The organism is Chthonobacter rhizosphaerae, from assembly GCF_013839525.1.
Classification (GTDB): domain Bacteria; phylum Pseudomonadota; class Alphaproteobacteria; order Rhizobiales; family Pleomorphomonadaceae; genus Chthonobacter; species Chthonobacter rhizosphaerae.
In genome coordinates, this window is record NZ_JACDIS010000005.1 from 309,873 (window position 1) to 336,538 (window position 26,666).

At 71.0% G+C, this 26,666-nt stretch carries 28 protein-coding genes; 15 read left to right on the forward strand and 13 right to left on the reverse strand.

All coding sequences use genetic code 11. The features are described from left to right. Positions 1-167: 167 nt before the first annotated feature. Together HND91_RS11580 and HND91_RS11585 are read left to right on the forward strand one after the other, a co-directional pair. Positions 168-740, forward strand: a complete 573-nt coding sequence (locus HND91_RS11580) for a nitroreductase family protein (protein WP_181706715.1) — start codon at positions 168-170, stop codon at positions 738-740. Between the two features lie 14 nt (positions 741-754). Next, the gene (locus HND91_RS11585; protein WP_181706716.1) at positions 755-1,363 is read left to right on the forward strand and encodes a flavin reductase family protein; all 609 of its coding nucleotides are present in this window, start codon (positions 755-757) and stop codon (positions 1,361-1,363) included. Between the two features lie 60 nt (positions 1,364-1,423). Here the strand turns inward: HND91_RS11585 and HND91_RS11590 are convergent, their stop codons facing one another. After that, on the reverse strand, positions 1,424-2,008 hold the full coding sequence (locus HND91_RS11590; RefSeq protein WP_181706717.1) for a hypothetical protein: 585 nt from the start codon (positions 2,006-2,008) through the stop codon (positions 1,424-1,426). A gap of 69 nt (positions 2,009-2,077) precedes the next feature. Between HND91_RS11590 and HND91_RS11595 the strand changes: the two genes are divergently transcribed. Next, positions 2,078-3,211: a lytic transglycosylase domain-containing protein gene (locus HND91_RS11595; protein ID WP_181706718.1), complete on the forward strand. Its 1,134-nt coding sequence runs from the start codon at positions 2,078-2,080 to the stop codon at positions 3,209-3,211. 294 nt (positions 3,212-3,505) lie between these two features. Continuing rightward, complete coding sequence (locus HND91_RS11600; protein WP_181706719.1) at positions 3,506-4,681, forward strand: DUF2336 domain-containing protein; 1,176 nt, start codon at positions 3,506-3,508, stop codon at positions 4,679-4,681. A 34-nt stretch (positions 4,682-4,715) separates the two neighbouring features. Here the strand turns inward: HND91_RS11600 and HND91_RS11605 are convergent, their stop codons facing one another. Both HND91_RS11605 and HND91_RS11610 read right to left on the reverse strand, forming a co-directional pair. Then, the gene (locus tag HND91_RS11605; protein ID WP_181706720.1) at positions 4,716-5,237 is read right to left on the reverse strand and encodes an Hpt domain-containing protein; all 522 of its coding nucleotides are present in this window, start codon (positions 5,235-5,237) and stop codon (positions 4,716-4,718) included. 115 nt (positions 5,238-5,352) lie between these two features. Beyond that, a complete protein-coding gene (locus HND91_RS11610; RefSeq protein ID WP_181706721.1) occupies positions 5,353-6,138 on the reverse strand; it encodes an NAD kinase in 786 nt (261 codons plus the stop codon). Between the two features lie 144 nt (positions 6,139-6,282). Between HND91_RS11610 and cutA the strand changes: the two genes are divergently transcribed. Next, positions 6,283-6,612 (forward strand): divalent-cation tolerance protein CutA, encoded by a 330-nt coding sequence (cutA, locus tag HND91_RS11615; protein ID WP_181706722.1) that lies wholly within the window; start codon positions 6,283-6,285, stop codon positions 6,610-6,612. Positions 6,613-6,623: 11 nt separating this feature from the next. Here cutA and HND91_RS11620 read toward each other — a convergent pair whose 3' ends face one another. Both HND91_RS11620 and ctrA read right to left on the reverse strand, forming a co-directional pair. Further along, positions 6,624-7,250, reverse strand: coding sequence for a nucleotide-binding protein (locus HND91_RS11620; RefSeq protein ID WP_181706723.1), 627 nt, complete (start codon positions 7,248-7,250; stop codon positions 6,624-6,626). A 180-nt stretch (positions 7,251-7,430) separates the two neighbouring features. Further along, complete coding sequence (gene ctrA / locus HND91_RS11625; RefSeq protein WP_181703221.1) at positions 7,431-8,126, reverse strand: response regulator transcription factor CtrA; 696 nt, start codon at positions 8,124-8,126, stop codon at positions 7,431-7,433. Between the two features lie 437 nt (positions 8,127-8,563). Between ctrA and fliI the strand changes: the two genes are divergently transcribed. Together fliI and fliJ are read left to right on the forward strand one after the other, a co-directional pair. Continuing rightward, positions 8,564-9,910 carry a flagellar protein export ATPase FliI gene (fliI, locus tag HND91_RS11630; protein ID WP_181706724.1) on the forward strand — a complete coding sequence of 449 codons (1,347 nt, stop codon included), beginning with the start codon at positions 8,564-8,566 and terminating at the stop codon, positions 9,908-9,910. A gap of 6 nt (positions 9,911-9,916) precedes the next feature. Further along, the gene (gene fliJ, locus HND91_RS11635; protein WP_181706821.1) at positions 9,917-10,330 is read left to right on the forward strand and encodes a flagellar export protein FliJ; all 414 of its coding nucleotides are present in this window, start codon (positions 9,917-9,919) and stop codon (positions 10,328-10,330) included. A gap of 538 nt (positions 10,331-10,868) precedes the next feature. Here fliJ and HND91_RS11640 read toward each other — a convergent pair. Both HND91_RS11640 and HND91_RS11645 read right to left on the reverse strand, forming a co-directional pair. Then, on the reverse strand, positions 10,869-11,369 hold the full coding sequence (locus HND91_RS11640) for a YbjN domain-containing protein (protein ID WP_181706725.1): 501 nt from the start codon (positions 11,367-11,369) through the stop codon (positions 10,869-10,871). Between the two features lie 483 nt (positions 11,370-11,852). Beyond that, on the reverse strand, positions 11,853-12,176 hold the full coding sequence (locus HND91_RS11645) for an accessory factor UbiK family protein (protein ID WP_181706726.1): 324 nt from the start codon (positions 12,174-12,176) through the stop codon (positions 11,853-11,855). A 290-nt stretch (positions 12,177-12,466) separates the two neighbouring features. Here HND91_RS11645 and lgt point away from each other — a divergent pair, with 290 nt between their 5' ends. Together lgt and HND91_RS11655 are read left to right on the forward strand one after the other, a co-directional pair. Then, positions 12,467-13,294: a prolipoprotein diacylglyceryl transferase gene (gene lgt / locus HND91_RS11650; protein WP_181706727.1), complete on the forward strand. Its 828-nt coding sequence runs from the start codon at positions 12,467-12,469 to the stop codon at positions 13,292-13,294. A 4-nt stretch (positions 13,295-13,298) separates the two neighbouring features. Continuing rightward, positions 13,299-14,375: a class I SAM-dependent methyltransferase gene (locus HND91_RS11655; protein ID WP_181706728.1), complete on the forward strand. Its 1,077-nt coding sequence runs from the start codon at positions 13,299-13,301 to the stop codon at positions 14,373-14,375. A 473-nt stretch (positions 14,376-14,848) separates the two neighbouring features. Here the strand turns inward: HND91_RS11655 and HND91_RS11660 are convergent, their stop codons facing one another. The 5 genes from HND91_RS11660 to HND91_RS11680 form a co-directional block, all read right to left on the reverse strand. Further along, positions 14,849-15,781: a ribose-phosphate pyrophosphokinase gene (locus tag HND91_RS11660; RefSeq protein ID WP_181706729.1), complete on the reverse strand. Its 933-nt coding sequence runs from the start codon at positions 15,779-15,781 to the stop codon at positions 14,849-14,851. A 187-nt stretch (positions 15,782-15,968) separates the two neighbouring features. Further along, on the reverse strand, positions 15,969-16,595 hold the full coding sequence (locus tag HND91_RS11665; RefSeq protein WP_181706730.1) for a hypothetical protein: 627 nt from the start codon (positions 16,593-16,595) through the stop codon (positions 15,969-15,971). Positions 16,596-16,755: 160 nt separating this feature from the next. Then, the gene (locus HND91_RS11670; protein ID WP_181706731.1) at positions 16,756-17,910 is read right to left on the reverse strand and encodes a M24 family metallopeptidase; all 1,155 of its coding nucleotides are present in this window, start codon (positions 17,908-17,910) and stop codon (positions 16,756-16,758) included. Between the two features lie 12 nt (positions 17,911-17,922). Next, complete coding sequence (pgeF, locus tag HND91_RS11675) at positions 17,923-18,696, reverse strand: peptidoglycan editing factor PgeF (RefSeq protein ID WP_181706732.1); 774 nt, start codon at positions 18,694-18,696, stop codon at positions 17,923-17,925. Between the two features lie 52 nt (positions 18,697-18,748). After that, positions 18,749-18,895, reverse strand: coding sequence for a PIN domain-containing protein (locus HND91_RS11680; protein ID WP_181706733.1), 147 nt, complete (start codon positions 18,893-18,895; stop codon positions 18,749-18,751). Between the two features lie 141 nt (positions 18,896-19,036). Here HND91_RS11680 and HND91_RS11685 point away from each other — a divergent pair, with 141 nt between their 5' ends. The 3 genes from HND91_RS11685 (at position 19,037) to uvrC (ending at position 23,448) form a co-directional block, all read left to right on the forward strand. Further along, positions 19,037-19,633, forward strand: coding sequence for a 50S ribosomal protein L25/general stress protein Ctc (locus HND91_RS11685; RefSeq protein ID WP_181706734.1), 597 nt, complete (start codon positions 19,037-19,039; stop codon positions 19,631-19,633). Between the two features lie 218 nt (positions 19,634-19,851). Beyond that, positions 19,852-20,670 carry an aminoacyl-tRNA hydrolase gene (gene pth / locus HND91_RS11690; RefSeq protein WP_181706735.1) on the forward strand — a complete coding sequence of 273 codons (819 nt, stop codon included), beginning with the start codon at positions 19,852-19,854 and terminating at the stop codon, positions 20,668-20,670. Positions 20,671-21,309: 639 nt separating this feature from the next. After that, positions 21,310-23,448, forward strand: coding sequence for an excinuclease ABC subunit UvrC (gene uvrC, locus HND91_RS11695; RefSeq protein WP_181706736.1), 2,139 nt, complete (start codon positions 21,310-21,312; stop codon positions 23,446-23,448). A gap of 380 nt (positions 23,449-23,828) precedes the next feature. Here the strand turns inward: uvrC and HND91_RS11700 are convergent, their stop codons facing one another. Then, positions 23,829-24,701, reverse strand: coding sequence for a porin family protein (locus HND91_RS11700; protein WP_181706737.1), 873 nt, complete (start codon positions 24,699-24,701; stop codon positions 23,829-23,831). 220 nt (positions 24,702-24,921) lie between these two features. On the opposite strand from HND91_RS11700, the gene pgsA reads away from it, so the two are divergent. Genes pgsA through HND91_RS11715 form a run of 3 tightly spaced genes read left to right on the forward strand, consistent with a single transcriptional unit; the run spans position 24,922 to position 26,211 of the window. Beyond that, positions 24,922-25,494, forward strand: a complete 573-nt coding sequence (gene pgsA, locus HND91_RS11705; RefSeq protein WP_181706822.1) for a CDP-diacylglycerol--glycerol-3-phosphate 3-phosphatidyltransferase — start codon at positions 24,922-24,924, stop codon at positions 25,492-25,494. Further along, a complete protein-coding gene (moaD, locus tag HND91_RS11710; RefSeq protein WP_181706738.1) occupies positions 25,491-25,742 on the forward strand; it encodes a molybdopterin converting factor subunit 1 in 252 nt (83 codons plus the stop codon). Before pgsA ends, moaD begins: the two co-directional genes overlap by 4 nt. A 4-nt stretch (positions 25,743-25,746) precedes the next feature. Continuing rightward, complete coding sequence (locus HND91_RS11715) at positions 25,747-26,211, forward strand: molybdenum cofactor biosynthesis protein MoaE (RefSeq protein ID WP_181706739.1); 465 nt, start codon at positions 25,747-25,749, stop codon at positions 26,209-26,211. Positions 26,212-26,666 lie beyond the last annotated feature (455 nt).

The window sequence follows — 26,666 nt, forward strand, 5'->3', positions numbered from 1 at the left end:
ATCCCGTGTTGATCGGGAAAATTCGTGGCGATTTCAAGTCTCGTCGAGGCGGGGGCTTCCTCTTCTGGCCGATCGTCCTTAAGTGGTCACCGGAAGGCAAGCCCCGTCGTGGCCCACCCACCCCTTTTCGCGCTCTTCGTCTTCGACCCAAGCCTGTCGAGAACTCCATGACCGATGCCCTGACGCTGCTTTCCACCCGTCGTTCCGTCGCGCCGGCCTTCCTCGTCGAACCCGGCCCCGACGACGACCAGATCGCCACCCTGCTGACGATCGCCTCCCGCGTGCCCGACCACGGCAAGCTCGCCCCCTGGCGCTTCATCGTGATCCGAGGCGACAACCGCCACCGCCTCGGGGAGCGACTCGCCGACCTCCTGAAGCGCCGCGATCCATCCGTCACGGACGCGCGCCTGGAGGAGGAGCGCCGCCGGTTCGCCCGGGCGCCGCTGGTCGTCGCGGTGATCAGCCGGGCGGCCGAGCACGTGAAGATTCCGCTCTGGGAGCAGCAGCTGTCGGCCGGCGCGTCGGCCATGAACCTCGTCACCGCCGCCCACGCCCTCGGCTTCGCCGCCGCCTGGCTGTCCGAATGGGTCGCCTACGACGCGGAGGCGGCGGCCGTCGTGGGCGCCCGGGAGGGCGAGCGCATCGCCGGCCTCGTCCATATCGGCACGCCCGCCCAGCCGCCGCAGGATCGCCCGCGCCCGGCGCTCGCCGACATCGTCAGCGAGTGGTCCGCCGGCTGAAAGGGGAGGGGGCGATGTTCTACGATCCGCGGCACGAGCCGCACGGCCTGCCGCACGATCCCTTCCTGTCCCTGGTGGCGCCCCGGCCGATCGGCTGGATCTCCACCCGGGCGAGGGACGGCGTGGCGAACCTCTCGCCCTACAGCTTCTTCAACGCCTTCTCGACGCGGCCCTACGTGGTCGGCTTTTCCGGCACCGCCCGCAAGGACAGCGTCCGCAACGCCGAGGAGACCGGCGCCTTCGTGGTCAACGTGGCGTCCTTCTCCCTGCGGGACGCCATGAACGCCTCGTCCGTGGCGGTGCCGCCGCACGTGGACGAGTTCGCGGTCGCCGGGCTCACGGCGGCGCCGTCCCGCCTCGTCGCGGCGCCCCGGGTGGCCGAAGCGCTCGCGGCGCTCGAATGCGTCACGGTCCAGGTGGTCGGGATCCGCGGCGCGGCGGGCGGCGAGCCGGCCGCCCATCTGGTGCTCGGCGAGGTGGTCGGCATCCACATCGACGAGAGCATCCTGTCGGACGGCCTCGTGGACACCGCCCGCCTGAAGCCGCTCGCCCGGCTCGGCTACATGAACTACGCGGTCGTGGAGAGCGTCTTCGACATGGCGCGCCCCAAGCCGCCGGCCTGACCGCCGCCTGTCAGACCGTCGCCGACCTCCCCGCCGTCGGCCCCCCCGCCGCCGGGCGCCTCAGGCGACGGCGGAGGCGAGCGGCGACAGCCGCGCCGCCGGTCCATTCCTGTCCCCGTCCGTCTCCGGCTCGCCGGCCGCCGTCCGCTCGAACGGCACCAGGTCCCGCGCCGCCGCCGCGAGCGCCAACAGCCCCCGGGCCGTGGCCACGCCCGCCGACCCGTCGCCGCCGAGCGCGGCCGCGAGCGCGGGGCGGTCCAGCCCGAGCGCCACAAGGCGGGGCGACTGGGCGGCGAGCAGCGGGGCGGCGAGCACGGCCGCCGGCCGGTCCAGGAGAAGCGCGACCGCAGTCCCTCCGTCCGGCCGGTCCAGAAGCGCCTCCGCCACCGAGAGCCGAACGAGGAAGCGGCCGAAGTCGTCCATGTCCCCCGTCCCCGAGACGAGCAGCGCCGTCGGCGCGCGCGCCACCGCGGCGGCCACGGTCGCCTCGTCGGCGCGGCAGTCCAGCCGCACGAGGTCCGCCGGAGCCGGATCGTGGACGCTCCTCGCCGCCACCGACCGCGACGGCGCCACCTCTCCCGGCTTCAGGTCGAGCCAGCGATGGCGATCGCGCAGGCTCGACGCCCTCTGGTCGTATGTATTCATTCGAATTTACCTGTTGTTAACCATGATGGCGGCAGTTTGCGCTCATGGCTCTCCCATGGGGACGCATCGATGAAGTCGGCCTTCGAATGGGTCTACACGCCGCAGACCACGGCCGCGCGGCCGGCGTCGCCCAAACCGTCCAACAGCGCCGTCAGCGACCGCATCGAGCAGGCGTTCGCCGCCGCCAGCGACACCACCGGCACGTCCTTTGAATACCTCCTGAAGACGGCCCAGCGGGAGTCCTCGCTCGACACCACCGCCAACGCCCGCACGTCGTCCGCCGCCGGCCTCTTCCAGTTCATCGAGAGCACCTGGCTCGCCACCATGAAGACGGCCGGCGCCGACTTCGGTCTCGGCCGCTACGCCGACGCCATCGAGCGGAGCGCGAACGGACGCTACACGGTCCGCGATCCCGGGCTCCGGCGCGAGATCCTGGACCTTCGCTACGACCCGGACATCTCGTCCATGATGGCGGGCGCACTCACCCGCCAGAACGCGAGCTATCTTGCCGGGCGGCTCGGCCGCGAGGCGAGCGCGGGCGAACTCTACATCGCGCACTTCCTCGGCGCTCGCGGCGCGGCCTCCTTCATCGCCCTCGCCGAAGCCTCGCCCCAGGCGAACGCCGCGTCGGCCTTTCCCCGGCAGGCCGGCGCGAACCGGCACATATTCTACGACGGCGACGGCGCCCGCACGATCGGCGAGGTCTACGGCGAACTGGTGCGCCTCCACCGCGGCAACGATCCGGCCGGCGGCGAGCCGGTGAGGACGGCGGCCGTCGCCGGATCGGCGTCGACCGCGTCCGTCGACGAGACCGTCAACGGTCTCGTCGAGCCGTCTCCCGAGGGCGTCGAGATCGCCGCGCGCATCGCCGGCGCCGACGCGGTGCTCGGCTACGCGGACCCGGGCGACCGGGTGCGCGCGGGCTGGACCGCCGCGGCCGCTTCGGGCGCGTTCGAGAGCCTGTTCCGCACCGACGGGCCGTCGAAGCCGGTCGGCCAGACGGCCACCTTCTTCCGCGGCTTCAGCCTGGCGCCCGGCCTGTTCGAGATGGCCGCCGCCGCCGACACGGCCGCCGCCGAGACGGCCGCGGCCGAAGAAGCCCAGCCGCTCTCCACGCCCGGCCCGTCGCCCTTCGCCGAGGCCGAACGCAAGAAGCGGCGCGGCCCGCTCGACCTCACCCGCTTCCTGAACATCAAGTCCTGACGCCGCCACGCCGTGGCGCCCGCCCGCCCGCCGACGAGGCGGCCCCGGCCGCGCGCGACCCCCGGCCCGGCCGCCTGCAGTTCGGTCGCATCGCGCACCTTCCCGCCGCGCGGCTTCTCCGCGCCGCAGTGGTGAACGACCGGTTTCCAAACGTGGTGAACCGCTCGTTAAGCATCACCGTGGCACTTTCACGGAACCAGAGTCGGGCGCGCGCCCTCGCGGCGCGATCCGGCGTCTGGGCCCGGCCGCCACGGCAGATGGACGGCGGCCGGCGCGTCCTGGCGGAGGCTGTCGATGGTCACGGTCCGGTTGCTTCAGTGGTTGGACAACGCGCCGCCTCCGGCGCGCGCCGGGGCCGTCGCCCCGCTCGTCAACAGCTACATGCACCAGGCCTTGTCGCCCGCGGCCCGCGAAACACTTGACGTCGCCATGACGCTCCTCCTCGACGACCCGGCGCCGGAGGTGCGCCGCGCGCTCGCCGAGGCGCTCGCCATCCACGAGACCGCCCCCCGCCATCTCATCGTGGCGCTCGCCCACGACCTGCCGTCGGTCGCCGAGCCCGTGCTCCGGCGCTCGCCCTGCCTGCTCGATCCGGAACTCGTCGAGGCGGTGCGCGGCGGGTCCGTGCGGGCCCAGGTGGCGGTCGCCTCCCGGCCGTGGGTCGGCTTCGCGGTGTCCGACATCATCGCCGCCGAGGCGGACGGCCGCGCGGTGCTGGCGCTCCTGCGCAACGACGGCGCCGACCTCTCCTACGAGGCGTTCGCCACCGCGGCGGAGCGCTTCGGCGACGATCCCGACGTGCGCGCGGTCCTGTTCGGACGGCCGGACCTTCCCATCGCGGTCCGCCAGTCCGTCATCGCGCGCCTCGGCACGGCCCTCAACGGTCTCATGGTCGCGCGCGACTGGATAGCCGGCGATCGCGCCAAGTCCATCGTGCGCGAGGCGTGCGAGAAGGCCACGGTCGTCCTGGCCGCCGAAGCCGGCGAGGAGGAGCTGGAGGACCTCGTGGAGCACCTGCGCACCACCGGCCAGCTGACGCCGGCGCTCATCCTGCGCTCCGCCTGCACGGGCAACATCCGCTTCCTGGAGGCCGCGCTCGCCCGCCTGACGGGGCTTGCCGGCGACCGGGTCTACGCCATCCTGATCGACGGTCGCCAATCGGCGGTGCTCGCCCTGTTCGCCCGCGCGGGGCTGCCGGAACGCTGCCGCGGAGCGCTCTACGCCGCCCTTGAAGCCTGGCGCGAGCTCGTGGCCGAGGAGACCGTGGTGGAGGGCCCCACCTTCGCCCGGCGCATGGTCGAGCGGGTGCTGACGCGTTACCGCAGCTTCAAGGACGACGAGGTGGACGATCTTCTGGCGCTCCTGCGCCGGCTCGCCGCCGAGGCCGCGCGGGACGCGGCGCGCGCCCGGGCCGCCGAGATGATGGACGAAGCGGTCGCCCGGATGCCCGACGTGGACATGGCCGCGTGAGCGGCGGACGCCGGCGGCGGCGCTCCGGGGCGGGTCAGTCCAGCGACGGCTCCGGCGGAGCGTGCTCCGCCAGGTAGGCGGCCGAAAGGCCGTTCAGCAGCGAGACGAGTTCCGATCCGATCCGGTCGCCCTCGTCGCGCACGGACTCCCGGAAGATCGCCTGGATCGCCTGCACGTGCTGGTCCACCAGGGCGAGCGGCAGGTCGTCCCGGCTCGGCAGCCGGTCGAGGAGGGCGCACAGGCTCCCCGCCGCATGGGCGACCAGCGGATAGCCGAGGGTGGTGGCCTGGCCTTTCAGGTCGTGGACCGCCCGGAAGAAGGCGTCGCGCGCCTCGCCGTCCGGATGGCCGGCCGCCCCCCAGGCCTCGTAGCGACGGCCCACCGTGGCGATCTCGTCCCTCATCCAGGTCTCGAAGTTCGACGACAGGATCTTCAGCGCCGCCTCGGCCCGGCTCACCGGGTCGTCGCCGGCGCCGCGGCTCTTTACCTCGCGGACCTTCTTGCGGAGATCGTTCTTCGCCTCGACGACCTCGAGCGCCTGCTTGCGTGCGGCCATGATCGGACGTGTCCTCAGCCGGGCGCCGGCCCGGCCGGCGCGCTCCCATCCCCGACAGTGACCGATCGGGGTTAAACTTTTGCTTAGCTGAATGGCTCAGGTGTCCGCCGGCCGGTCAGTAGCGGAACTGTTCGGCGAGGATCCGCTCGTCCCAATTGTGGTCCCGGTCGAACAGGATCAGGCTGCGCTGCTTGTGGTCCTCGCGCACGGTCACCTTCACCACGTCCCGGATCTCGGTGAAGTCGGCCGCCGCGCTCACCGGGCGCTTCTGGGTCTCCAGCACGTCGATCACCACCGTGCAACGGTTCGGCACCAGGGCGCCGCGCCAGCGCCGCGGCCGGAACGGGCTGATCGGCGTCAGCGCCAGCAGCGGCGCGTGAATCGGCAGGATGGGGCCGTGGGCCGACAGGTTGTAGGCGGTGGAGCCCGTGGGCGTCGCCACCATCACGCCGTCGCAGATCAGTTCCTCCAGCCGCACCTTGCCGTCGATGGCGATCCGAAGCTTGGCGGCCTGATAGGTCTGCCGCAGCAGCGACACCTCGTTGATGGCCCGCGCCGCGTGGCTCGCGCCGGAGGCGTCCACGGCGGTCATGATCAGCGGGTGGATCGCCGTCACCACCGAGTTTGCGAGGCGCTCCCGGAGGGCGTCGTAGCGGAACTCGTTCATCAGGAAGCCGACCGAGCCGCGGTTCATGCCGTAGATCGGCTTGTCGGTGTTCATGAAGGCGTGCAGGGTGGTCAGCATCAGCCCGTCGCCGCCGAGGGTGATGATGACGTCGGCCTCCTCCGGCGGCACGTCGCCATAGAGGTCGACGAGCTTTGCGCGGGCCTCCTGCGCCTCTTCCGTGTCGCTCGCCACGAAGGCGAGCCGATCGAAGGAGGGGATCACGCGATGCGCCATCGGTCCTCTCGTGACATGGGGCCCGGCGCGCCGGTGCCTCCGTGACCTTTGCCGGAGGGTGCCCCCCGCATGTCCGCGTTCTGCCGCTTTTCATCCGCTAACATGGCCGCCTTGAAAAGGGAACGGACAACGGAGGGCAACCCCATGGCCGCACCGTCGCAGTTGCGCCTCGTCACCGTCACGTTCCCGAGCGAGGAGACCGCCCGGGCGGTGGCCCGCCAGGTGGTGGCGACGCGGCTGGCGGCCTGCGTGAACGTGCTGCCGGGCGTCCTGTCGGTCTACCGGTGGGAGGGCGAGATCTGCGAGGACCGGGAGGTGCTCGCGGCGATCAAGACCACCGCCGACCGGGTGCCGGAGCTCCTGGCCGCCGTGAAGGCGGCCCACCCCTATGACCTCCCGGCCGTCGAGGTGGTCGCCGTGGAGACGGCGGGGGAGGGGGTCGAGGCCTGGGTGCGCGAAGCGACCGGCGGATGAGCGCGTCCGGCTCAGCCGAGGCAGAGGTCCGCGAGACGCATCAGGTCGGTGCCGATCGCGACCCGGCCCGGGTGGCCGCTCTCGAACATGCCACCGCCCGCCTGCACCATGCGCTGGAATTCCACGCTGTCGGGAAGCACGACCGCCACCGGCGCGCCCAGCTTCTCCTCCACCTCGGCGACCACGCGGGCCGTCGCCGGCGACTTGCGCACCCGGTTCAGCACGAAGTGGACGGCGATGCGGTTCTTGCGCACGCCCTTGTTCTCGTTCACCGCCTTCATGAGGGCGAGCGTCGCGTCCACGTCCAGCGGCGAGGCGGAGAGCGGCACCACCAGCACGTCCGAGAGAGTAATCAGGTCCTGGAGCGACTGCTTGCGCAGCCCCGCGCGCCCGTCCACCAGCACCACGTCGGTCTTGGCGGCCTTCAGGGCGTCCGCGTCGAGCTTGCGGAAGTCCAGGCAGCCCGCGATGGCCGGGTAGCCCGACCGCGCGGCGTTCCACCGGGTCAGGCTCTTCTGGTAGTCCGCGTCGGCGAGCGTCAGACGGACGTCCGACCGCGCCAGGGCGCACGCCAGATTGGTCGAGACGGTCGTCTTGCCGACGCCGCCCTTGGAGTTCACGACGGAAATGACGCGCACGGTCCCCACCCTTGGCGACGTCCGACGGGTCCGCCGCGTCCGCAACTATCGGGAGTCCGGCCGTCCGCGTCAAGGCGAAGCGCACCCCGTGCGCCCCGCCGAACACGAAAAAGCCCCGCGTCGGCGGGGCTCGTCGGTGCTCTCCGGGTGCGGACGCCGGATCGGCGCCCGGTTCTCCCGTCAGGCGATCTCGCGGATGTCGTCCGGCTCGCGCAGCACGTAGCCGCGGCCCCAGACGGTCTCGATGTAGTTCTTGCCGTCGGTCGCGTTGGCGAGCTTCTTGCGCAGCTTGCAGATGAAGACGTCGATGATCTTCAGCTCCGGCTCGTCCATGCCGCCGTAGAGATGGTTGAGGAACATCTCCTTGGTCAGCGTCGTGCCCTTGCGCAGGCTCAGGAGCTCCAGCATCTGGTACTCCTTGCCGGTCAGGTGCACCCGCTGGCCGTTCACTTCCACCGTCTTGGTGTCGAGGTTCACCACCAGGTCGCCGGTCACGATCACCGACTGGGCGTGTCCCTTCGAGCGGCGCACGATCGCATGGATGCGGGCGATCAGCTCGTCCTTGTGGAACGGCTTGGTCATGTAGTCGTCGGCGCCGAAGCCGAGACCACGCACCTTGTCCTCGATGTTGCCCAGGCCCGAGAGGATCAGGATGGGCGTTTTCACCTTCGACACACGGAGCGTCCGCAGGACCTCGTAGCCGGACATGTCCGGGAGGTTCAGGTCGAGCAGGATGATGTCGTAGTCGTAGAGTTTACCCAGGTCGATGCCTTCTTCGCCCAGGTCCGTCGTGTAGACGTTGAAGCTCTCAGACTTCAGCATCAGCTCGATGCTCTGTGCGGTCGCGCTGTCGTCCTCGATCAGCAAAACGCGCATGCCAATCCCCTCGTGTTTTTCGGCCCCGTCCCAACTTCCTGTCGGCCACGGGGTCCGGCATTGCCGGGCCGTCGACGTCGGAGTTCAGGCTACCCAGAAATGGTTAACAAACTCTGATTCCACGCCGCAAGCGAATTGGAGAAGAGTCTGCAAATTGGGTCTCAACACGTTCTGATTCCTTCGGGAATCACGGGCGGAGAACCTCACTTACCATTTTAACAAAGGCCCCTAACCGACTCACACGACTCAACCATCCGGGTTGTCCACAGCACGCCCGGGCCACGGCCATCCGCCGCCCATCGCACTCGGGTAAATCATTAACGCCGCCCGTAAACGAACCGTTACCCTGGACGAATCAAACGGGACTTCGCATTCACGGATTCGAGAGTGTCGCAATCCGGTCACACCAGGAAGGCGGGAGCCTCCAGGAGGGCGTCATGGACGGTCTGATCGCAGCCCTTCAGGGCATTCCGGAGCGGGAGGTCTACGGCCGCGTGGCGGCCGTCCAGGGCCTCCTGGTCGAGGTCGCCGGCCCGGTCCAGGAGATGAGCGTCGGGGCGCGCCTCGGCGTCACCGGGTTCGCCGGCCGCACGGTCGGCGTGGAGGTGGTGGGCTTTCGCGGCGACCGCGCGCTCTGCCTGCCGTTCGCCTCCATGGAGGGCGTGCGCCTCGGCGCCAAGGCGACGATCCTGTCCAACGCCGCCACGGTGCGGCCGTCCGACGCCTGGCTCGGCCGGGTCGTCAACGCGTTCGGCGAGCCCATCGACGGCAAGGGGCCGCTCGCCCAGGGGCCGCTGGAGCGGTCTCTGCGCGCCGCGCCCCCGGCCGCGTCCGAGCGCACCCGCGTCGGCGCGCCGATCGATCTCGGCGTGCGGGCGCTCAACACCTTCGCGACCTGCTGCCGCGGCCAGCGCATGGGCATCTTCGCCGGCTCCGGCGTCGGCAAGTCGGTGCTCCTCTCCATGCTGGCCCGCTACACCGCCTGCGACGTGGCGGTGATCGGCCTCATCGGCGAGCGCGGCCGCGAGGTCCAGGAGTTCATCGAGGACGATCTCGGGCCGGAGGGCCTCGCCCGGTCGGTGGTCATCGTGGCGACCTCCGACGAGTCCGTCCTGATGCGCCGGCAGGCGGCCTATCTGACGCTGACGGTGGCCGAGCACTTCCGCGACGGCGGCGGCGACGTCCTCTGCCTCATGGACTCCGTCACCCGCTTCGCCATGGCCCAGCGCGAGATCGGTCTGGCGGCGGGCGAGCCGCCCACGTCGAAGGGCTACACGCCAACTGTCTTCACCGAACTGCCGCGCCTCCTGGAGCGCGCGGGTCCGGGCCGGTCGGGGGAGGGGTCCATCACCGGTCTCTTCACCGTCCTCGTGGAGGGCGACAATCACAACGAGCCGGTCGCCGACGCGGTCCGCGGCATCCTGGACGGCCACATCGTGATGGAGCGCGCCATCGCCGAGCGGGGTCGCTATCCGGCCATCAATGTGCTGAAGTCCGTCTCGCGCACGATGCCGGGGTGCGTGGAGCCCCGGTGGCGGCCGGTCCTGAAGGAGGCCAGGCGCCTGATGGCCACCTTCACGGACATGGAGGAGCTCATCCGGCTCGGCGCCTACCGGAAGGGCTCCAGCCCGGAGGTGGACGACGCCATCGCGGTGAACGGCCCCCTGGAGGCCTTTCTGTCCCAGGGTAAAGATGAATGCACGTCACGTGATGATGGTTATCACCTCCTCGCCAACCTTTTGGAAACGACCATCGGGTTAAGCTTCCCAGCATCCGGGGAGTAACGAATGATGAAGTCGCGTAACAGTCTCATCCGGCTGAAGCGGTTCCAGGTCGACGAGAAGCGTCGGCAGGTGACCCAGATCGAAATGATGATCGCCGAGTTCGAGCGCATGGCGACCGAACTGGACGACCAGATCCAGGCGGAGCAGAAGCGCGTCGGCATCACCGACGTGACCCACTTCGCCTATCCGACCTTCGCCAAGGCCGCCATGCAGCGGCGCGACAATCTGCTCGTGTCGGCCGGCGACCTCCGCGTCCAGCTCGACGCCGCCCGCGCGGCGCTGTCGGAAGCGGTGGAAGACATGAAGAAGGTGGAACTGATCGAGGAGCGGGACCAGCTCCGCGACCGCGCCGCCGGCGACGCGCTCGACCAGGACCACATGGACGAGGTGGCCTCCCGCCTCTCGTTCCGCACCGGCTGAAACCCACCCGCCGGGCCCGCGCCCGGCGGCCCGGGGCACTGACGCCGCGCCCCGGCCCGAGCGCCGCCCCGCCGCGCCGCCTCCACCCGTCACGCGCCCCGCCTCTCCGGCGCCCCGCCCGTCAGGCGCCCCGACGCATTCGGCGCCCCAACGACTTCGGCGTACCACCCGTCAGGCGCACGGCCCCCGCCAGCGAGCGCTCCGCCGCTCCCCGGCTCACGCGATTTCCCGCTCCCCCGCCCAGACGTCATCGTCCGCGAATGCGGACCACCCACGCATTTTGCCTCCGCTCCCCCGCCCCCACCGTCATGGTCCGCGAACGCGGACCACCCACGCATTTTGCCTCCGCTCCCCCGCCCCGACCGTCATGGTCCGCGAATGCGGACCACCCACGACTTCATCAGTGTAGCGACAACGGGCCAATCATCCCGGGCCGGCCACGACGCGTCCGGAGAGGGGAGGGCGCCGCCCCGCCAAAAAGGGAACGGCGCCCGGATCTCTCCGGACGCCGTCGAACCAGGAAACCCCGCGTCCGCGATCAGGCTTCGCCCATCGTCTCGATCAGCGAGTGGTCCAGCGCCTCGCGGGCGGGCTTGCCGGCCCAGACCACGAACTGGAACGCCTGGTAGAAGCGCTCGCAGGACTCCAGCGCGTTCTCCAGCATGGCGGCGATCTGTTCGTCGGTGGCCTCGGCGTTGCCAGCCAGGAGCAGGGCGTGGCGATACATGATCACGCCCTCCTTTTGCCACAGGTCGAAGTGGCCGACCCACATCTGCTCGTTCACCAGGGACAAGAGCTTGATCACCTCGGTGCGGCGCGTCTCCAGCACCTTGATGTCGAACGCGCAGGCGAGATGCAGCGCCTCCAGGTCCTCCATCCAGGAGAAGGAGACGTGGTAGTCGCACCAGTTCCCCTGCACGGAAACGGTGATTTCGTCCTCCCCGGACCGCTCGAACGACCAGTCGTTCTGGGCGGCGATGAGTTCGATCGAATCGACGGGATTGCTCGGTCGCTCGGTAGAGACATCGATGAGGGTCACGGTCGACCTCCAAGGTTGCGGCTGGACCCCAGCACGCTAGCTTCCTCAAGGACGTGCCGGCCGAGGCCGAAGCGGCCAACCCCGTCCCGACGACGGGGGCCGCTGCTCCGGCCGGAGCGTCCTTCACCCCGACGGCCGCCCCACGGGAGGAGGTGCGGACGACCGGTCGGTTCGTCACCCGCGGGCGCCAACGCAACCCCCGGGAATTCCTTCAAAGCCACCTGGTGCGCAACGCGGCGGGCCGTGCGGCCGGCGCGGCGAATCTCATCTCGGATCAGTATAGGGCCGATCGGAAGCACCGAAACGGGTGATCTCGACCCGAACGTCGATAATTCCACCCGTGTGGCGTGGGCGCCCCCTGCATCCTTCCTCATCGTGCTCACGATAGCGGCAGCTTTTCTTGCGGTACAACGGAATTGTGCCGGCGCCCGGTCGACCTTCGTCGCCGGCGCTCCGCTTCCGTTCCAAGGATCGATGGCGGCTTCAGGCGCCTCCGGCGGCGCCGTCCGGCACCGGGCCGGAGCCGGCGGTCGCGCCCTTGCGGCTGTCCGCCATGAGGACGGCGATCTGGCCCTCCAGGGCGGCCACGCGGGCCGACAGGCGTTCCACCTCCGACAGCGCCCGGGTGGCGAGGTCCTGGGCGATCTCCAGGTCCTCCCGGCGAACGAGATCCATCTCGGAGGCGAACCGGTCGGCCTGGCTCCGCATCACCGTCTCAACCTCGCGTCGCGCCGATTGGGCGACCCCCGCCGCGTCGTTCATGAGTTTGGCGAACTCGTCGAACAGGCGGCCTTGAGACTGGGACATGGCGATACTCCACGAAAGGCGGACGGGCGCGGAACGTCCGGCCGACCGCCGCCATCATACCCGGAACCGCGGAGCGCCGCACCTCGGGAATTCGAGGCCCGGCCCGCGCGGGGCCTTGTCCTTGAGAAACGCCGGGTTCGGGCCGCTGTTCCGCACGGGTTCCATGCCTTCGCCTAAGGTTGAACGGTTCGCACCCCCGCCCTTGACGCGGCCGCCGTCGTCCCGCAAACGTCCGGCCGGTCCGGGACCCTTCCGGGCCCGCCCGCGCCGCCCCAGACCGAGAGCCCTCGATGCCCCTCCTGGCCTTGCCCTTCCCGGCCATCGACCCGGTCCTGATCGAGATCGGCCCCTTCGCGATCCGCTGGTACGCGCTCGCCTATGTCACCGGCCTCCTGTTCGGCTGGTGGTACCTGCGCCGGCTCGTCTCCTCGCCGTCGCTCTGGGGCGCCACCCGCCGCCCGACCGCCCTCGACATCGACGACCTCCTCGTCTGGGTCACCCTCGGGGTCGTCCTCGGCGGGCGGATCGGCTACGTGCTCTTCTACAATTTCGCCGCCTACCGCGAGGATCCGTGGGAGATCCTGAAGGTCTGGCACGGCGGCATGGCCTTCCATGGCGCACTCGCCGGCACGGCGCTCGCCATCCTGCTCTACGCCCGGCGCAACGGCCAGAACGTCTGGTCGCTCTACGATCTGGCGGCCGCAGCCGTGCCGGTCGGCCTCTTCCTCGGCCGCATCGCGAACTTCATCAACGGCGAGCTCTTCGGCCGCCCCACCGACGTGCCCTGGGCCGTCGTCTTCCCCACCGCCGACGACTACCCGCGCCATCCGAGCCAGCTCTACGAGGCGGGGCTGGAAGGCCTCGTGCTCTTCGTGGTGCTCACGCTTCTCGTCCGCTCCGGCGCGCTCGCCCGGCCCGGCCTCGTCACCGGCGTGTTCGGCATAGGCTACGGCCTGTCGCGCAGCTTCGTGGAGTTCTTCCGCAGCCCGGACCCGCAGGTCGGCTACATCGCCCTCGACTTCGTCACCATGGGGATGCTCCTGTCCGTGCCGCTCGTCGTCATCGGGGCCGCCCTCGTCGTCTATGCGCGCGGCGGCCACACGGTCATGAAGGCCTGATCCCATGGGCGTCCTCGCCGACCGGATCCGCACGCTGATCGAGGTCGGAGGCCCGATCTCCGTGGCCGATTTCATGGCGCTCGCCCTCGGCGACCCGGAGCACGGCTACTATGCCTCGCGCGAGCCGTTCGGCGCCGCCGGCGACTTCGTCACCGCCCCGGAGATCAGCCAGATGTTCGGCGAGCTGATCGGCGCCTGGGCGATGGCCGTCCACGCGGCGATCGGCGCGCCCGATCCGGTGCGCCTCGTGGAGCTCGGCCCGGGCCGCGGCACCCTGATGGCCGATCTTCTGCGCGCCGCCCGGGTGCGGCCGGCGTTCCGCGCCGCCATCGACCTCCATCTCGTGGAGACGAGCCCGCGCCTGCGCGCCGTCCAGGCCGAAACCCTCGCGGCCTCCGGCGTCACGCCCACTTGGCACGACCGGATCGACACCCTGCCGCCCGGCCCCGCCATCGTAATCGCCAACGAGTTCTTCGATGCGCTCCCGGTGCGCCAGCTCGTTCGAACCCCGGAGGGCTGGCGCGAACGGGTCATCGGCCTCGCGCCGGACGGCTCGCTCCTGTTCGGGGCCGGCGCCGCCGGCATCGACCCGGATCTCGTGCCGCCCCACGCCGCGCTCGCGCCGGTCGGCACGGTCGTGGAGGTCGCCGGCCCGTCCGCCGCCATCATGGCCGGACTCGCGCACCGGATCGTGCGCGACGGCGGGGCGCTCCTCGCCATCGACTACGGCAGCGACCGCTCCGGCACCGGCGACACCCTCCAGGCCGTCTCGGCCCACCGTTTCGCCGACGCCCTGGAGCGGCCGGGCGAGGTGGACGTGACCGTGCAGGTGGATTTCCAAGCCCTCGCCGCCGCCGCCCGCTCGGAAGGCGCGGCCGTCCACGGCCCCGTCGGCCAGGGCGACTTCCTCCTCGCCCTCGGCCTCCTGGAGCGCGCCGGCCAGCTCGGCGCCGACAAGGACGACACCGCCCGCGCCGCCCTCGTCGCCGCCGTGAACCGCCTGGCGTCGCCGGACCAGATGGGCACGCTGTTCAAGGCCATCGCCGTCACCCGCCCGGGCGTCGCCCCGCCGGGCTTCTGAGCGGCAGGAGGACAGGATGGCCGAAAGAGCGGAATGAGCCGTCGAGGCACCCCGACCTTCATCACCCGTCATCCCGGCGAACGCCGGGATCCAACCGTCGTCCCGGCCTGGCGTCACGGTCCCGGTGGAGCACCCCGCCCCCGCCACCCGTCATCCCGGCGAAAGCCGGGATCCAACCGTCGGCGCGGTCCCGGCGTCACGGTCCAGGTCGAGCACCCCGGCCCCCATCAGCTGTCATCCCGGCGAATGCCGGGATCCAACCGTCGGCTCGACAGGACCACCCGTCCCACTTGATCCCCTGGTCGGCTGGGTCCCGGCTTTCGCCGGGATGACGCCCTTAGTCAGGCGACGGAGCCCACACGGTCCGGGATCACGCCCTTAGTCAGGCGACGGAGCCCACACGGTCCCGGATCACGCCGCCGATCAGGCGACGAAGCCAACAGCGTCCGGGACGACGCCCTCGGCAGGCGCCCTCAGTCGAACAGGCTCGACACCGACTGTTCCGACGCCGTCCTGGCGATCGCCTCGCCCATCAGCGGGGCGATTGAGATCACCCGGAGCCGCGGGCTCTCCAGCACCGCCGACGTCGGCTGGATGCTGTCCGTGATCACCATCTCCTTCAGCCGGGAGGCGGTGATGCGCGCGACCGCGCCGCCGGAGAGGACGCCGTGGGTGGCATAGGCGGTCACCGACGCGGCGCCCTTGTTGAGAAGCGCGTCGGCGGCGTTGCAGAGGGTGCCGCCGCTGTCCACGATGTCGTCCACCAGGATGCAGTCGCGCCCTTCGACCGAGCCGATGATGTTCATCACCTCGCTCTCGCCCGCCCGCTCGCGGCGCTTGTCCACGATGGCGAGCGGCGCGTCGATGCGCTTGGCGAGCGCGCGGGCGCGCACCACGCCGCCCACGTCCGGCGACACCACCGTCACGTTCTCCACCGCGTAGCGTTCCTTGATGTCGCGCACCAGCACGGGCGCGCCGAACAGGTTGTCGGTGGGGATGTCGAAGAAGCCCTGGATCTGGCCGGCGTGGAGGTCGAGGGTCAGCACCCGGTCGACGCCCGCGTTGGTGATCAGGTTGGCGACGAGCTTGGCCGAGATGGGCGTGCGGCCGGAGGAGCGGCGGTCCTGGCGGGCGTAGCCGAAGTAGGGCAGCACGGCCGTGATGCGCTTGGCCGACGACCGGCGCAGGGCGTCCGTGATGATCAGGAGCTCCATCAGGTTGTCGTTGGCCGGATAGCTGGTCGGCTGGATGACGAACACGTCCTCGCCGCGCACGTTCTCCTGGATCTCGACGAAGATTTCCTGGTCGGCGAAACGCTTCACGGAGGTGCGGGTCAGCTCAAGGTCCAGATAGTCCGCGATCGCCTCGGAGAGGGTGCGGTTCGAATTCCCGGAGACGAGCTTCATTGTACGGGCGATCCTTGCGATGGGTCGGCGGGATCGACGGACGTGACTGCGTCAGGCCGAAAGGGCGGTCCTTCCCCGCGTTCGCGCGCCTTTTAGCAGGGGTGGCCGGGCGCGTAAACCTGCCGTTCGGCGGATTGCCGCCGTGCTTCACAGAACTGTCGTGAATGCTCCCGGCGGTCCGCGCCGGTCAGATCGCGGTGCCCGGCATCGGGGCCGCGGCTGCCGGCATGGGCGGGGCGCCGGGGCCCGCCGGCACCTGGTTCAGCCAGGCGTAGATCTGTTCCACGGTGCGCGCCGCCACCGCGTTCAGCACCGCCTCGTTGACGCCGGACCAAGGGTCCGCGTCCGCCTTGCCGGCGATCTCGATCCCGGTGATCCGGTGCAGCCGGTTGCCGCTGGCGTCCAGGATGTCCCACACGTAGGTCACGTTCGTGGCCTCGTCGCCGCCCACGGCCGAAAGATAGCCGAGCACCCGGTAGCTGGCCGTCGGGTCGCCCCGTCGCACCAGCGTCAGGTTGCGGCCGCGGGCGTAGCGGCCGAGGTCGGTCGCCAGGCTGTCCGCCTTGTTGGTCGGCACGCCCAGCACCTGGTCGAAGCGCAAGGTCGCCTGCGCCGCCGGGATCGGCGGCACGGTCGGGCTGACGGCCTCCGGCGGGGTATTGAGCGTCCGCGCCGTGGGCGCGGCGGCGTTCGCCGTCACCTTGGAGGCGGTTCCGTTCTGGCAGCCGGCGAGGAGAAGGGCGGCGAGCGCGCCCGTGGCGAGCACGGCTGCCGTCCGGCGCATCGGAACCCTCTGGCGGGCGACGTCGATCATCGTGTCCTTCCCCTGGCTTCTTGTCGGTGTCGACGGAGTCACTTGTGGACGAGGCGGCGTCCGCGTTCAAGCCTGACGGCGGCCGGAAGGGCCCGGACAGGCCCTCGGACCGCCTCGGTCGGGCCCGCGAGCCGCGCCCGCCGCCGTCCCGGCGTCCCCCTCAGGCCCGGACGGACAGGGTCAGCGGCAGGGACGAGAGCACCTCCGGCCCGGTCTCGGTCACCAGGCTGGTCCGGCCCAGCGTCATCGCGGTGCCGCTCTCGCTGTCCATCAGGATCATGTGGGCGAACAGGGTCATGCCGGGCAGAACCGGTTCCGGGTTGTCGCGGTAGAACATCTGCCGGTCCATCCAGCTCGGCGTGAAGCGCGCGCCCACCGAATAGCCGCAGGCGTTCAGCCGGTGGGCGGAAAGGCCGCGGCCGTCCAGCACCCGCGCGTGGGCGGCGAACACGTCGCCGAAGGTCCGCCCGGGCCTCAGCTCCGCCTCCACGGCGGCCAGCGCCTCCGCGGCGGCGTCGAACAGCTCCAGGTGTCGGTCGGTCGGCGCGCCGATCACCACCGTGCGCATCAGCGGCGCGTGGTAGTGGCGGTAGACGCCGGAGAACTCCAGGGTCAGCTGGTCGTTGGCGTCCAGCACCCGCCGGCCCGCCTTGTAGCGGCAGAGGAGAGCATCCCGGCCGGAGCCGATGATCACCTCGTTGGCCGGGAAATCGCCGCCCGCCTCGAAGATGGTGCCTTGCAGGACGGCGAGGATCCGTCCCTCGTCGGCGCCGGGGCCGATCGCGTCCAGCGCCCGGGTGTAGGCGAGGTCGCCGATCCGGGCCGCCTCGCGCACATGGGCGATCTCGGCCGCCGACTTCACCACCCGCAGGGCCGGCACGATGTCGGATGCGTCCACGGTCTCGGCGAAGCCCCATAGCGCCGTGTCCAGCGCCTTGCCGTTCCGCGCGGTCAGGCCCTGGGTGTCGTACTCCACCCCGATCCGCACGCCCCGGAGCGCGAACTCCGCCAGGAGGTCCTTCAGCTGGTCCGCCGGTCCCGCGTCGGCCCGGTCCTCCCAGATCCGGATGTCGTCCACGATCGAGGTGTGCTGCGCCTGCCGCAGGTCCGCCGAGCGGGTGAGCAGCGCCAGCCGGTCGTCGCGGGTCACCAGCATGGACTGGAAGAAGCAGAAGCCGAAAGTGTCGTAGCCGGTCAGCCAGTACATGGACTCCTGCGCGAACAGCAGGATGGCGTCGAGGCCCCGGGCCTCCAGGGCGGCGTTCAGCGCCACGCGGCGACGGTTGAACTCGGCGCGGTCGAAATGCAGTGCCATGGTGGAATGCCTTCAGCGGGGGGTGAGCGCGATGGCCGACAGATGGCGGCCGTAGTCGGCCTCGCCCCGGTGGGTCATGCGCCGGTAGGAGAAGAAGCGGTCCTCGTCCGCATAGGTGCAGAGACCGAGGTTTTCCGCCCGCGCGATCCCGGCGCGCGCGAGCCGGTGGACGATGTAGGCCGGCAGGTCGAAGCGGGCGTGGCCGGCCTTGTCCGTCGGCCGGAACCAGCGCCCCACGTCCTCGCCGGCCGCCTCGAACCGCGCCACGAACTCCGGCCCCACCTCGTAGGCCTCGCCGGAGATCATCGGCCCGACCACCGCGTGGATCCGGCCGCGGTCGGCGCCGAGCCGCTCCATGGCGTCGACGGTCGCCTCCAGGACGCCCGTGAACGCGCCCTTCCAGCCGGAATGGGCGGCGCCCACCACGCCCGCCTCGCCGTCCGCGAACAGCACGGGGCCGCAGTCGGCGGACGAGACCGCGATCGCGAGGTCCGGCACCCGGGTCACCAGCGCGTCCGCCTTCGGGTTGTCGGCCGGCGCCCACGGCGTCTCGGCCACCACCACGTCGGGCGAGTGCACCTGGTAGCAGGTCACCAGCCGGTCCGGGGAGACCTCCATGGCGGCGGCGATCCGCGCCCGGTTCTCGCGCACCCGGCCCTGGTCGTCGTTCGACCCGAGCCCCGTGTTCAGCCCGGCGTAGATCCCGTCCGACACGCCGCCCTCGCGCGTGAACCAGCCATGCCGGACGCCCGGCAGGGCCGAAAGGGTAGGGGACCGCACCATCATCGCGAAGCACCTCGTCGTGAGGCGCGGATGGTGGCGACGGCGGGCCGGCCTGTCAAAGGGGGTCGCGGGCTGGCCGAGGATGCGGCGGGGCGAACGGATCGACGACCGACAGGCCCGCCCCGCCGAAATCCCCCCCGTTGCGCGTCGCCAGCGCCGCCCCATGCCGCCGCGCGATGGCCGCGATCATGCCGTCCGCCATGCTCATGGGTCCTTGCGTTTCCGCGGCTTTCCGGCTATGCACCGCGCGTCCGCGCCGACCCCCCTGGAGGGAGCGCGGTCCGCGCGGCGGCCGGTGGGCCGCCGTCGTGTTTTCAAGGTTCCAATGCGAAGGATAGCCGCCATGGCTCAGACCTACGAGCTCAAGGCCTCCGCGCGCGCCCGGGTGGGAAAGGGGTCCGCCCGACAGCTGCGCCGCGAGGGTTTGATCCCCGCCGTGATCTACGGTGACAAGCAGGCCCCCCTGTCGATCGCGATCGACGCCAACGAGGTGACCAAGAAGCTCCACGCGGGCGGCTTCCTCACCCACGTGGCCACCGTGTCCGTTGACGGCGAGGCCATCCGCGTTCTGCCGCGCGACTATCAGCTCGATCCGGTGAAGGACTTCCTCCTCCACGTGGATTTCCTGCGCGTCACCGCCTCCAGCAAGGTCTCCGTCGAGGTGCCGGTGCACTTCATCAACCAGGACACCTCCGTGGGCCTGAAGCGCGGCGGCGTGCTCAACATCGTCCGCCACGAGGTCGAGCTCGAGGTGTCGCCGGACGCGATCCCCGAGTTCATCGAGGTGGACCTGGCCAACGCCGACATCGGCGACTCCATCCACATCTCGGCCGTCACCCTGCCGGCCGGCGCCGTTCCGGTGATCAAGGACCGCGACTTCACGATCGCGACCATCGCCGGCTCCGCCGCCGCCCAGTCGGAAGCCGCCGGCGAGGCCTGATCGCCGCCGGAGCCTCCTCCGGCCGGGTCGAAAGCCCGGTCCGGCGGGGAACGCTCGGTCCGTTGCCTGGGGAGCGATATCCTCGACCGGACGATCCCGCCCGGTCGGACATCGCTCCAGGGCTTGCCTGACGAAGGGGTTCCGGCCACAAGGTCGGGACCCCTTTTTCGTTGCGCCCGTTGTCCTTCCGTCCGCCCCGACCCTGACGAGACACGTCCATGATCATCCTCGCCGGCCTCGGCAACCCCGGACCCAAATACGCCGGCAACCGGCACAACATCGGCTTCATGGCGGTGGACCGCATCCACGCCCGCCACCGCTTCCCGGCCTGGCGCCGGAACTTCCAGTCCGAGGTGGCGGAGGGCACCATCGCGGGCGAGCGCGTGCTCCTGATGAAGCCGCAGACCTACATGAACGAGAGCGGCCGCGCCGTCGGTGAGGCGGTCCGCTTCCTGAAGCTCGCCCCCACCGACGTGGTCGTCCTCCACGACGAGCTGGACCTGCCGCCCGGCAAGCTGCGCATGAAGCTCGCCGGCGGCCACGGCGGCCACAACGGCCTGCGCTCCATCACCAGCCAGATCACCGACGGCTACCGCCGCATGCGCCTCGGCATCGGCCATCCGGGCCAGAAGGAACTGGTCCACGGCCACGTCCTCTCCGACTTCCACAAGGCCGACCTCGCCTGGCTCGAGCCCTTCCTCGACGCCGTCACCGACCACATCGACGACGTGGTGAAGGGCGACGACCAGACCTTCGCGAACCGCATCCATCTTCTCCTTGAGCCGAAGAAGGAGCGCAAGCCCAAGCCCGACAAGCCGCAAGCCCCGTCGGCCGCCGGCCCGGCGGGCGAGCCGCAGTCGGCGGCCGCCCCGGCCACCGGCCCATCCGCCCCGGCGGGCGAACCGCAGTCGACCGCCGGTCAAGACCCGCGATCCGCGTCCTCCTCCACCGAGCCCCCGGCGGAGAAGAACGCCATGGCCAGCATCCTGAAGGGCCTCCTCGCCGGCAAGACCCGGCCGGTCCGTCCACGGCGATAGGACAGGCGAGAGACCCGCACGACGGATCGGCCGGCGTCGAGCCGACACGTCTCGCCGCATCAGTGATGAGCGCCGCGCCGACACTCCCTGCCAGAACACCGGCCACTCTCGCCCCGACTCTCCCCACCGGATCACCGATCGGCGTCGAGCCGACACCCCTCACCCCCACCCTCTCCCTCAAGGGGAGAGGGGGCGCGTCGAGGCGGGGGAGAGGGGGGCGAGACGTTTGACGGGTCTGCGATGAACCTCCCTCGGTCCCCCTCTCCCCTTGAGGGAGAGGGTGGGGGAGAGGGGCGAACCACCCCCACCCACCGCCAACCCTCCATCCCTCTCCCCGTGAAGGAGAGGGGTGAACCACCGCCGCCAAAGACGATTCACGAACACCCCTCGAACGTCTCGCACCCCCTCTCCCCCACCTCGACGCGCCCCCTCTCCCCCTGAGGGAGAGGGTGGGGGAGAGGGGTGAACCACCGCCGCCCGCCGCCAACCCTCCCTCTCCCCTTGAAGAGGAGCGACCCACCGCCGAAGCCCACCCCCACCCCCACGCAAACCCGCCCCATTCCCCCTATATTCACCCCTGACGCCGGATGACGCGATTCGGCAGCAAGAAGAGGGCGGAACGCCCCGGACTGGTGAGGCATGACCGATCCCATCGCCCAGCGCCCCTCGACCGCCGTCCGCCTCGACCCCGAGGCGGCCGAGGCCGCCGCCGAGGCGGGTGCGCCGCTCGCGCCCGTGGCCGGCGGCGACGACGACACGCTCGCCCTCCTGAAGACCGAGGAGACGCCCGACGCGGACGCGCCCGACGTCGCCGGTGCCGAGGAGGCCGCCGCGGCCGAGCTGTCCGACGAGGAGGTGGCCGCCATCGAGGCGGAGGGCTCCGACCTCGACCTCGACGCCGCCGAGGGCCGCAAGGGCGTCGCCGTCATTTCCGCCATGGTGAAGCTGCTGCCGAACGCGCCCGGCGTCTACCGCATGCTGAACGCGGCCGGCGACGTGCTCTACGTCGGCAAGGCCCGCTCGCTGAAGAAGCGCGTCGCCAACTACACCCGCCTCGGCCAGCTTCCCACGCGCATCGTCCGCATGGTCCAGCTCACCGCCTCCATGGAGTTCGTCCGCACCGGCACGGAAACCGAGGCGCTGCTCCTGGAGGCCAACCTCATCAAGCAGCTCCGGCCGCGCTACAACGTGCTGCTCCGGGACGACAAGAGCTTCCCCTACATCCTCATCGCCGAGGACCATGACGCGCCCCAGCTGGTGAAGCACCGGGGCGCGCGCAGCCGGAAGGGCCGCTACTTCGGGCCGTTCGCGTCGGCGGGCGCGGTCAGCCGCACCATCAACGCCATGCAGAAGGCGTTCCTCATCCGCACCTGCTCGGATTCGGTCTACGCCAGCCGCACGCGCCCCTGCATGCTCCACCAGATCAAGCGCTGCTCGGCCCCCTGCACCGGCGAGATCCATCTCACCGACTATCGCCGGCTGGTGGACGCGGCGGAAAACTTCCTGTCCGGCCGCAGCGGCGCCATCAAGACCGAGCTCGCCGCCGCCATGAGCGACGCCGCCGAGGCCATGGACTACGAACGCGCCGCCGTCTACCGCGACCGGCTCGCCGCCCTCAGCCACGTCCAGGGCCACCAGGGCATCAACCCGCAGAGCGTCGAGGAGGCGGACGTGTTCGCCCTCCACCAGGACGGCGGCCAGCACTGCGTCCAGGTCTTCTTCTTCCGCACCGGCCAGAACTGGGGCAACCACGCCTTCTTCCCGAAGGCGACCGCCGGCACCGGCGCCGCCGAGGTGCTGACCAGCTTCCTCGCCCAGTTCTACGACGACAAGCCGGTGCCCCGGCTGGTCCTCGTCAGCCACGACCTGCCGGAGCTGGACCTCCTCGGCCGCGCCCTCACCGAGAAGGCCGGCCACAAGGTCGAGGTCACGGTGCCGAAGCGCGGCGAGAAGAAGGAGCTCGTCGACCACGCGGTGCAGAACGCCCGCGAGGCGCTCGCCCGCAAGCTCGCCGACACCTCCTCCCAGGCGAGGCTCCTGGAGGGCGTCGGCAAGGTGTTCGGCCTCGACGGCGTGCCGAAGCGGATCGAGGTCTACGACAACTCCCACATCATGGGCACCAATCCGGTGGGCGCCATGATCGTCGCCGGCCCCGGCGGCTTCGTGAAGACGCAGTACCGCAAGTTCAACATCCGCTCCGACGAGATCACCCCGGGCGACGACTTCGGCATGATGCGCGAGGTCATGACGCGCCGCTTCTCCCGCCTCCTCAAGGAGCACGGCAGCCGCGAGGCCGCGCCCCGCGACGAGGAGGGCTTCGGCCCCTGGCCGGATCTCGTCCTCATCGACGGCGGCCAGGGCCAGCTCAACGCCGCCAAGGCCATCCTGGACGAGATCGGCCTCACGGGCATTCCCATGGTGGGCGTCGCCAAGGGCCCCGACCGGGACGCCGGCCGCGAGCGCTTCTTCGTGCCCGGCCGGGCCGACTTCATGCTGCCGACCCGCGACCCGGTGCTCTATTTCATCCAGCGCCTGCGCGACGAGGCCCACCGCTTCGCCATCGGCAGCCATCGGGCGCGACGCACCAAGCAGATCAGCCAGGGCGGCCTGCAGGAGATCCCCGGCGTCGGCCCCACCCGCAAGCGCGCCCTCCTCAACCACTTCGGCACGCTGAAGGCCATCCAACGCGCCGCCCTCACCGACCTGGAAGCCGTCCCCGGCCTCAGCACCGCCACCGCCAAGGCCATCTACGACTATTTCCACGAGGGGGACGGGTGAGGTGGCAAGGCCGAGCGGTCACCGCATCCGGGCCATGATTCGGCACGCACGCCTGCCCGCGTGCGCATGGGTATCGAGCCACGCCTCGAGCGCGCTCCTTGCTGACCCGCCCGTAATGCCGATCCCATCCCGTCATCCCGGCGAACGCCGGGATCCAACCGACGGCTCACCCGGCACGACGCGCGAAGCAACCTGCCACCGTTCCGGACAGCGGACGGTCCGCTTGGATCCGGCGTTCGCCGGGATGACGATCCTCATGGCGGCGTTGGAACGGCCATCCGCACGCCGAAGCGCCGGACGTCAAGCGCCGACCCGCATGCTGGGCCGCCAACCTGAGAGTGGCCGTCGGAGCGAAGCGTGACCCGGCCCCCCCGGCGCGCTCACTCCCCGCCGAGCACGTCCATCACGTCCCCGCTCAGCGTCAGCGTCGCCAGCACCCTCTCGTCGCACGACGAGGCCGCGTGGGTGGCGCAGCCGTCGTCCGACAGCGTGTTGCCGTGATAGCGCACGTCCACCGTCGCCCAGTCGGTCGGGGTCCAGGTGATCCCCGCGTCCCAGTAGGCGTAGGACTGGGGACCGGAGAACTGCTGCCGGTAGGCGAGGCCGCCGCCGACCGACACCGTGTCGGTCACCGGCACCGAAACCCCGCCGCCGTAGGTGAGCGAGTCCCCCGTCTCCCGTTCATAGGTGAGCGTCGCGTTGGCGCTCACGCCGCCGTCGAACCGGTAGTCGCCGCCGACGGTCACGCCGGTGCGATCCTGCCGGGCGTCGAACAGGTCGAAGACCAGGCCGGACCGGGCCGTCAGGGCGTCCGTGACGGCGACCTCGGCGCCGAGCGCAAACGTCCAGGCCTCGTCCCGCTCGTATCCCGGCACGTGCGTGCGGGCGACCGAAAGGTCCAGCGCCACCGCCTCGAACCGGGGCGCGACCGCGATCCTGGCGTTGAAGCCCACGTCCGGATCGTTGCCGGCGGTGATCGCCGCCAGTTCGCCCCGCACCATGCCCGACGTGGCGGTCAGGCGCGTCTCCGCGTAGAAGCCGTGCTCGGTCCGGGTCAGGCCCCGCTCGAACCGGTCCGTCGCCAGAACGCCGGTGGCCGTCAGGGTGAACCGGTCCGGCTCCACCGTCGGCTGCGGATCGTAGAGGGCTTCCTCGGGCGCGGGGGGCAGGTCGGTCGCCGCCACGGGCGAGGCGGCGGCCAGGGTCGCCAGCCCGGCGGCGAAGCCGAGGTGACGCGTCGTGATCCTCGTCATAAGGTCGTCTCCGTCGAACGAGATACTGGTCGACGGTGCAAGGATCGCTCGCGCGTCCTTCGATAGAATTAACAATGAACAGAAACCGGACGGAAACCATGCGCGGGGCGCGCCCGGTGTCGGCCCGGCCTGGCATCTGCGGCCGCGTCACGGGGCGGACTTGCCCCCGAACCCTTCGCCGTGCCATGGAACGAACATGCCTGCCGCCCACAACAGCCTGATGCAAACCGCGCTCTCCCTACCGAACATCCTGACCTACCTGCGCATCCTCGCGGTGCCGCTGGTGGCCGCCTCCTTCTACGTGGAGGGGGATGCCGGGCGCTGGCTCGCGGTCACGCTCTTCCTGGGCGCGTCGATCACCGACTACTTCGACGGCTATCTCGCCCGCGCCTGGAAGCAGCAGTCGGCGCTCGGCCGCATGCTGGACCCGATCGCCGACAAGCTGCTCGTCTCCGTGTCGCTGCTCGTCCTCACCGGCGACGGCACCATCGGTGGCTGGTCGCTCTGGGCGGCCGTCATCATCCTGATGCGCGAGATCTTCGTGTCGGGCCTGCGCGAATTCCTGGCCGAGCTGAAGGTCAGCGTGCCGGTCACGCGGCTCGCCAAGTGGAAGACCACCATCCAGCTGGTCGCCATCGGCTTCCTGCTCGCCGGGCCGGCGGGGGACAAGCTCCTCCCCGGCATCAACGACACCGGCCTCGTCCTCCTGTGGACGGCGGCCCTGGTGACGCTCTACACCGGTTATGATTATTTCCGGGCGGGGGTCGGCTACCTGATGGAGAACGACCAGTGAGGCTCGTCTATTTCGCCTGGGTGCGCGAGCGCATCGGCCTCGCCGAAGAGACGGTCGACGTGCCAGACACGGTCGTCACCGCCGGCGACCTGATCCGCTGGCTCGCCGGCCGCGGCGACACCTACGCCCACGCGTTCGAGGCGGCCGCCCAGATCCGCGTCGCCGTCGACCAGGAGCACGTGCCCCAGGACGCGCCGCTCGGCCGGCCGCGCGAGGTCGCGCTGTTCCCGCCCATGACCGGGGGCTGACGCCATGGGTGCCGCGATCGACGTGCGCGTCCAGGCGGACGACTTCGACGTCGGCGCCGAGATCGCCCGCCTTCACGAGGGGCGCACCGACGTGGGCGCGGTGGCAAGCTTCGTCGGCCTCTGCCGCGACGAGGGCGGTACGCTGGCGGCGCTCGAACTGGAACACTATCCCGGCATGGCCGAGGCGGAGATCCGCCGGGTGGCCGAAGAGGCGCTCGCCCGCTGGCCGGTGCTGACCGCGATCACCGCCGTCCACCGCCACGGCCGCATCCCGCCCGGCGGCCGCATCGTCCTCGTCGCCGCCGCCTCTGCGCACCGCACGGCCGCCTTCGAGGCCGCCGAGTTCCTGATGGACTTCCTCAAGACCCGCGCCCCCTTCTGGAAGAAGGAACACCGCGCCGACGGCAGCGAGGGCGCCTGGGTGGCCGCCAAGGACACGGACGACGAGAAAGCGGGCCGGTGGCGATAGCGCCGGTGGGGTATCTGTGCCCCCCACCCTCCACGTCATCCCGGCGGAAGCCGGGATCCAACCGACACGAGAGCGGCGATGCGGACGCGGGTAATGCGCCCGACGGTTGGATCCCGGCTTTCGCCGGGATGACGCCGTGGATCTCAGGGAAGGAAAAGAGGCCACAGACCGGGCCATGACGATAGAGGGAGGATCGGGAGTACGCCCCGCACCGGGCCAACCCTGACTGCCTACTCCCTCACCCTACTTTATCCCCGTCCCTCCATCCTGCCCTATACTGCCCCTCATCCCCACCGCGGGGGCGTGCCAGGAACCAGCACCGCGCGCGGGTGGGGATGCGGGCCCGCGGGCGATGTCCTGGCGTCGCACTCGGGCGGTTGGCACGGCGGATGCCCGGCACTAGGACCGGGACGGCAAACGGATCGGTAGGCATCGCGCGGATCGACGTCGTGCTG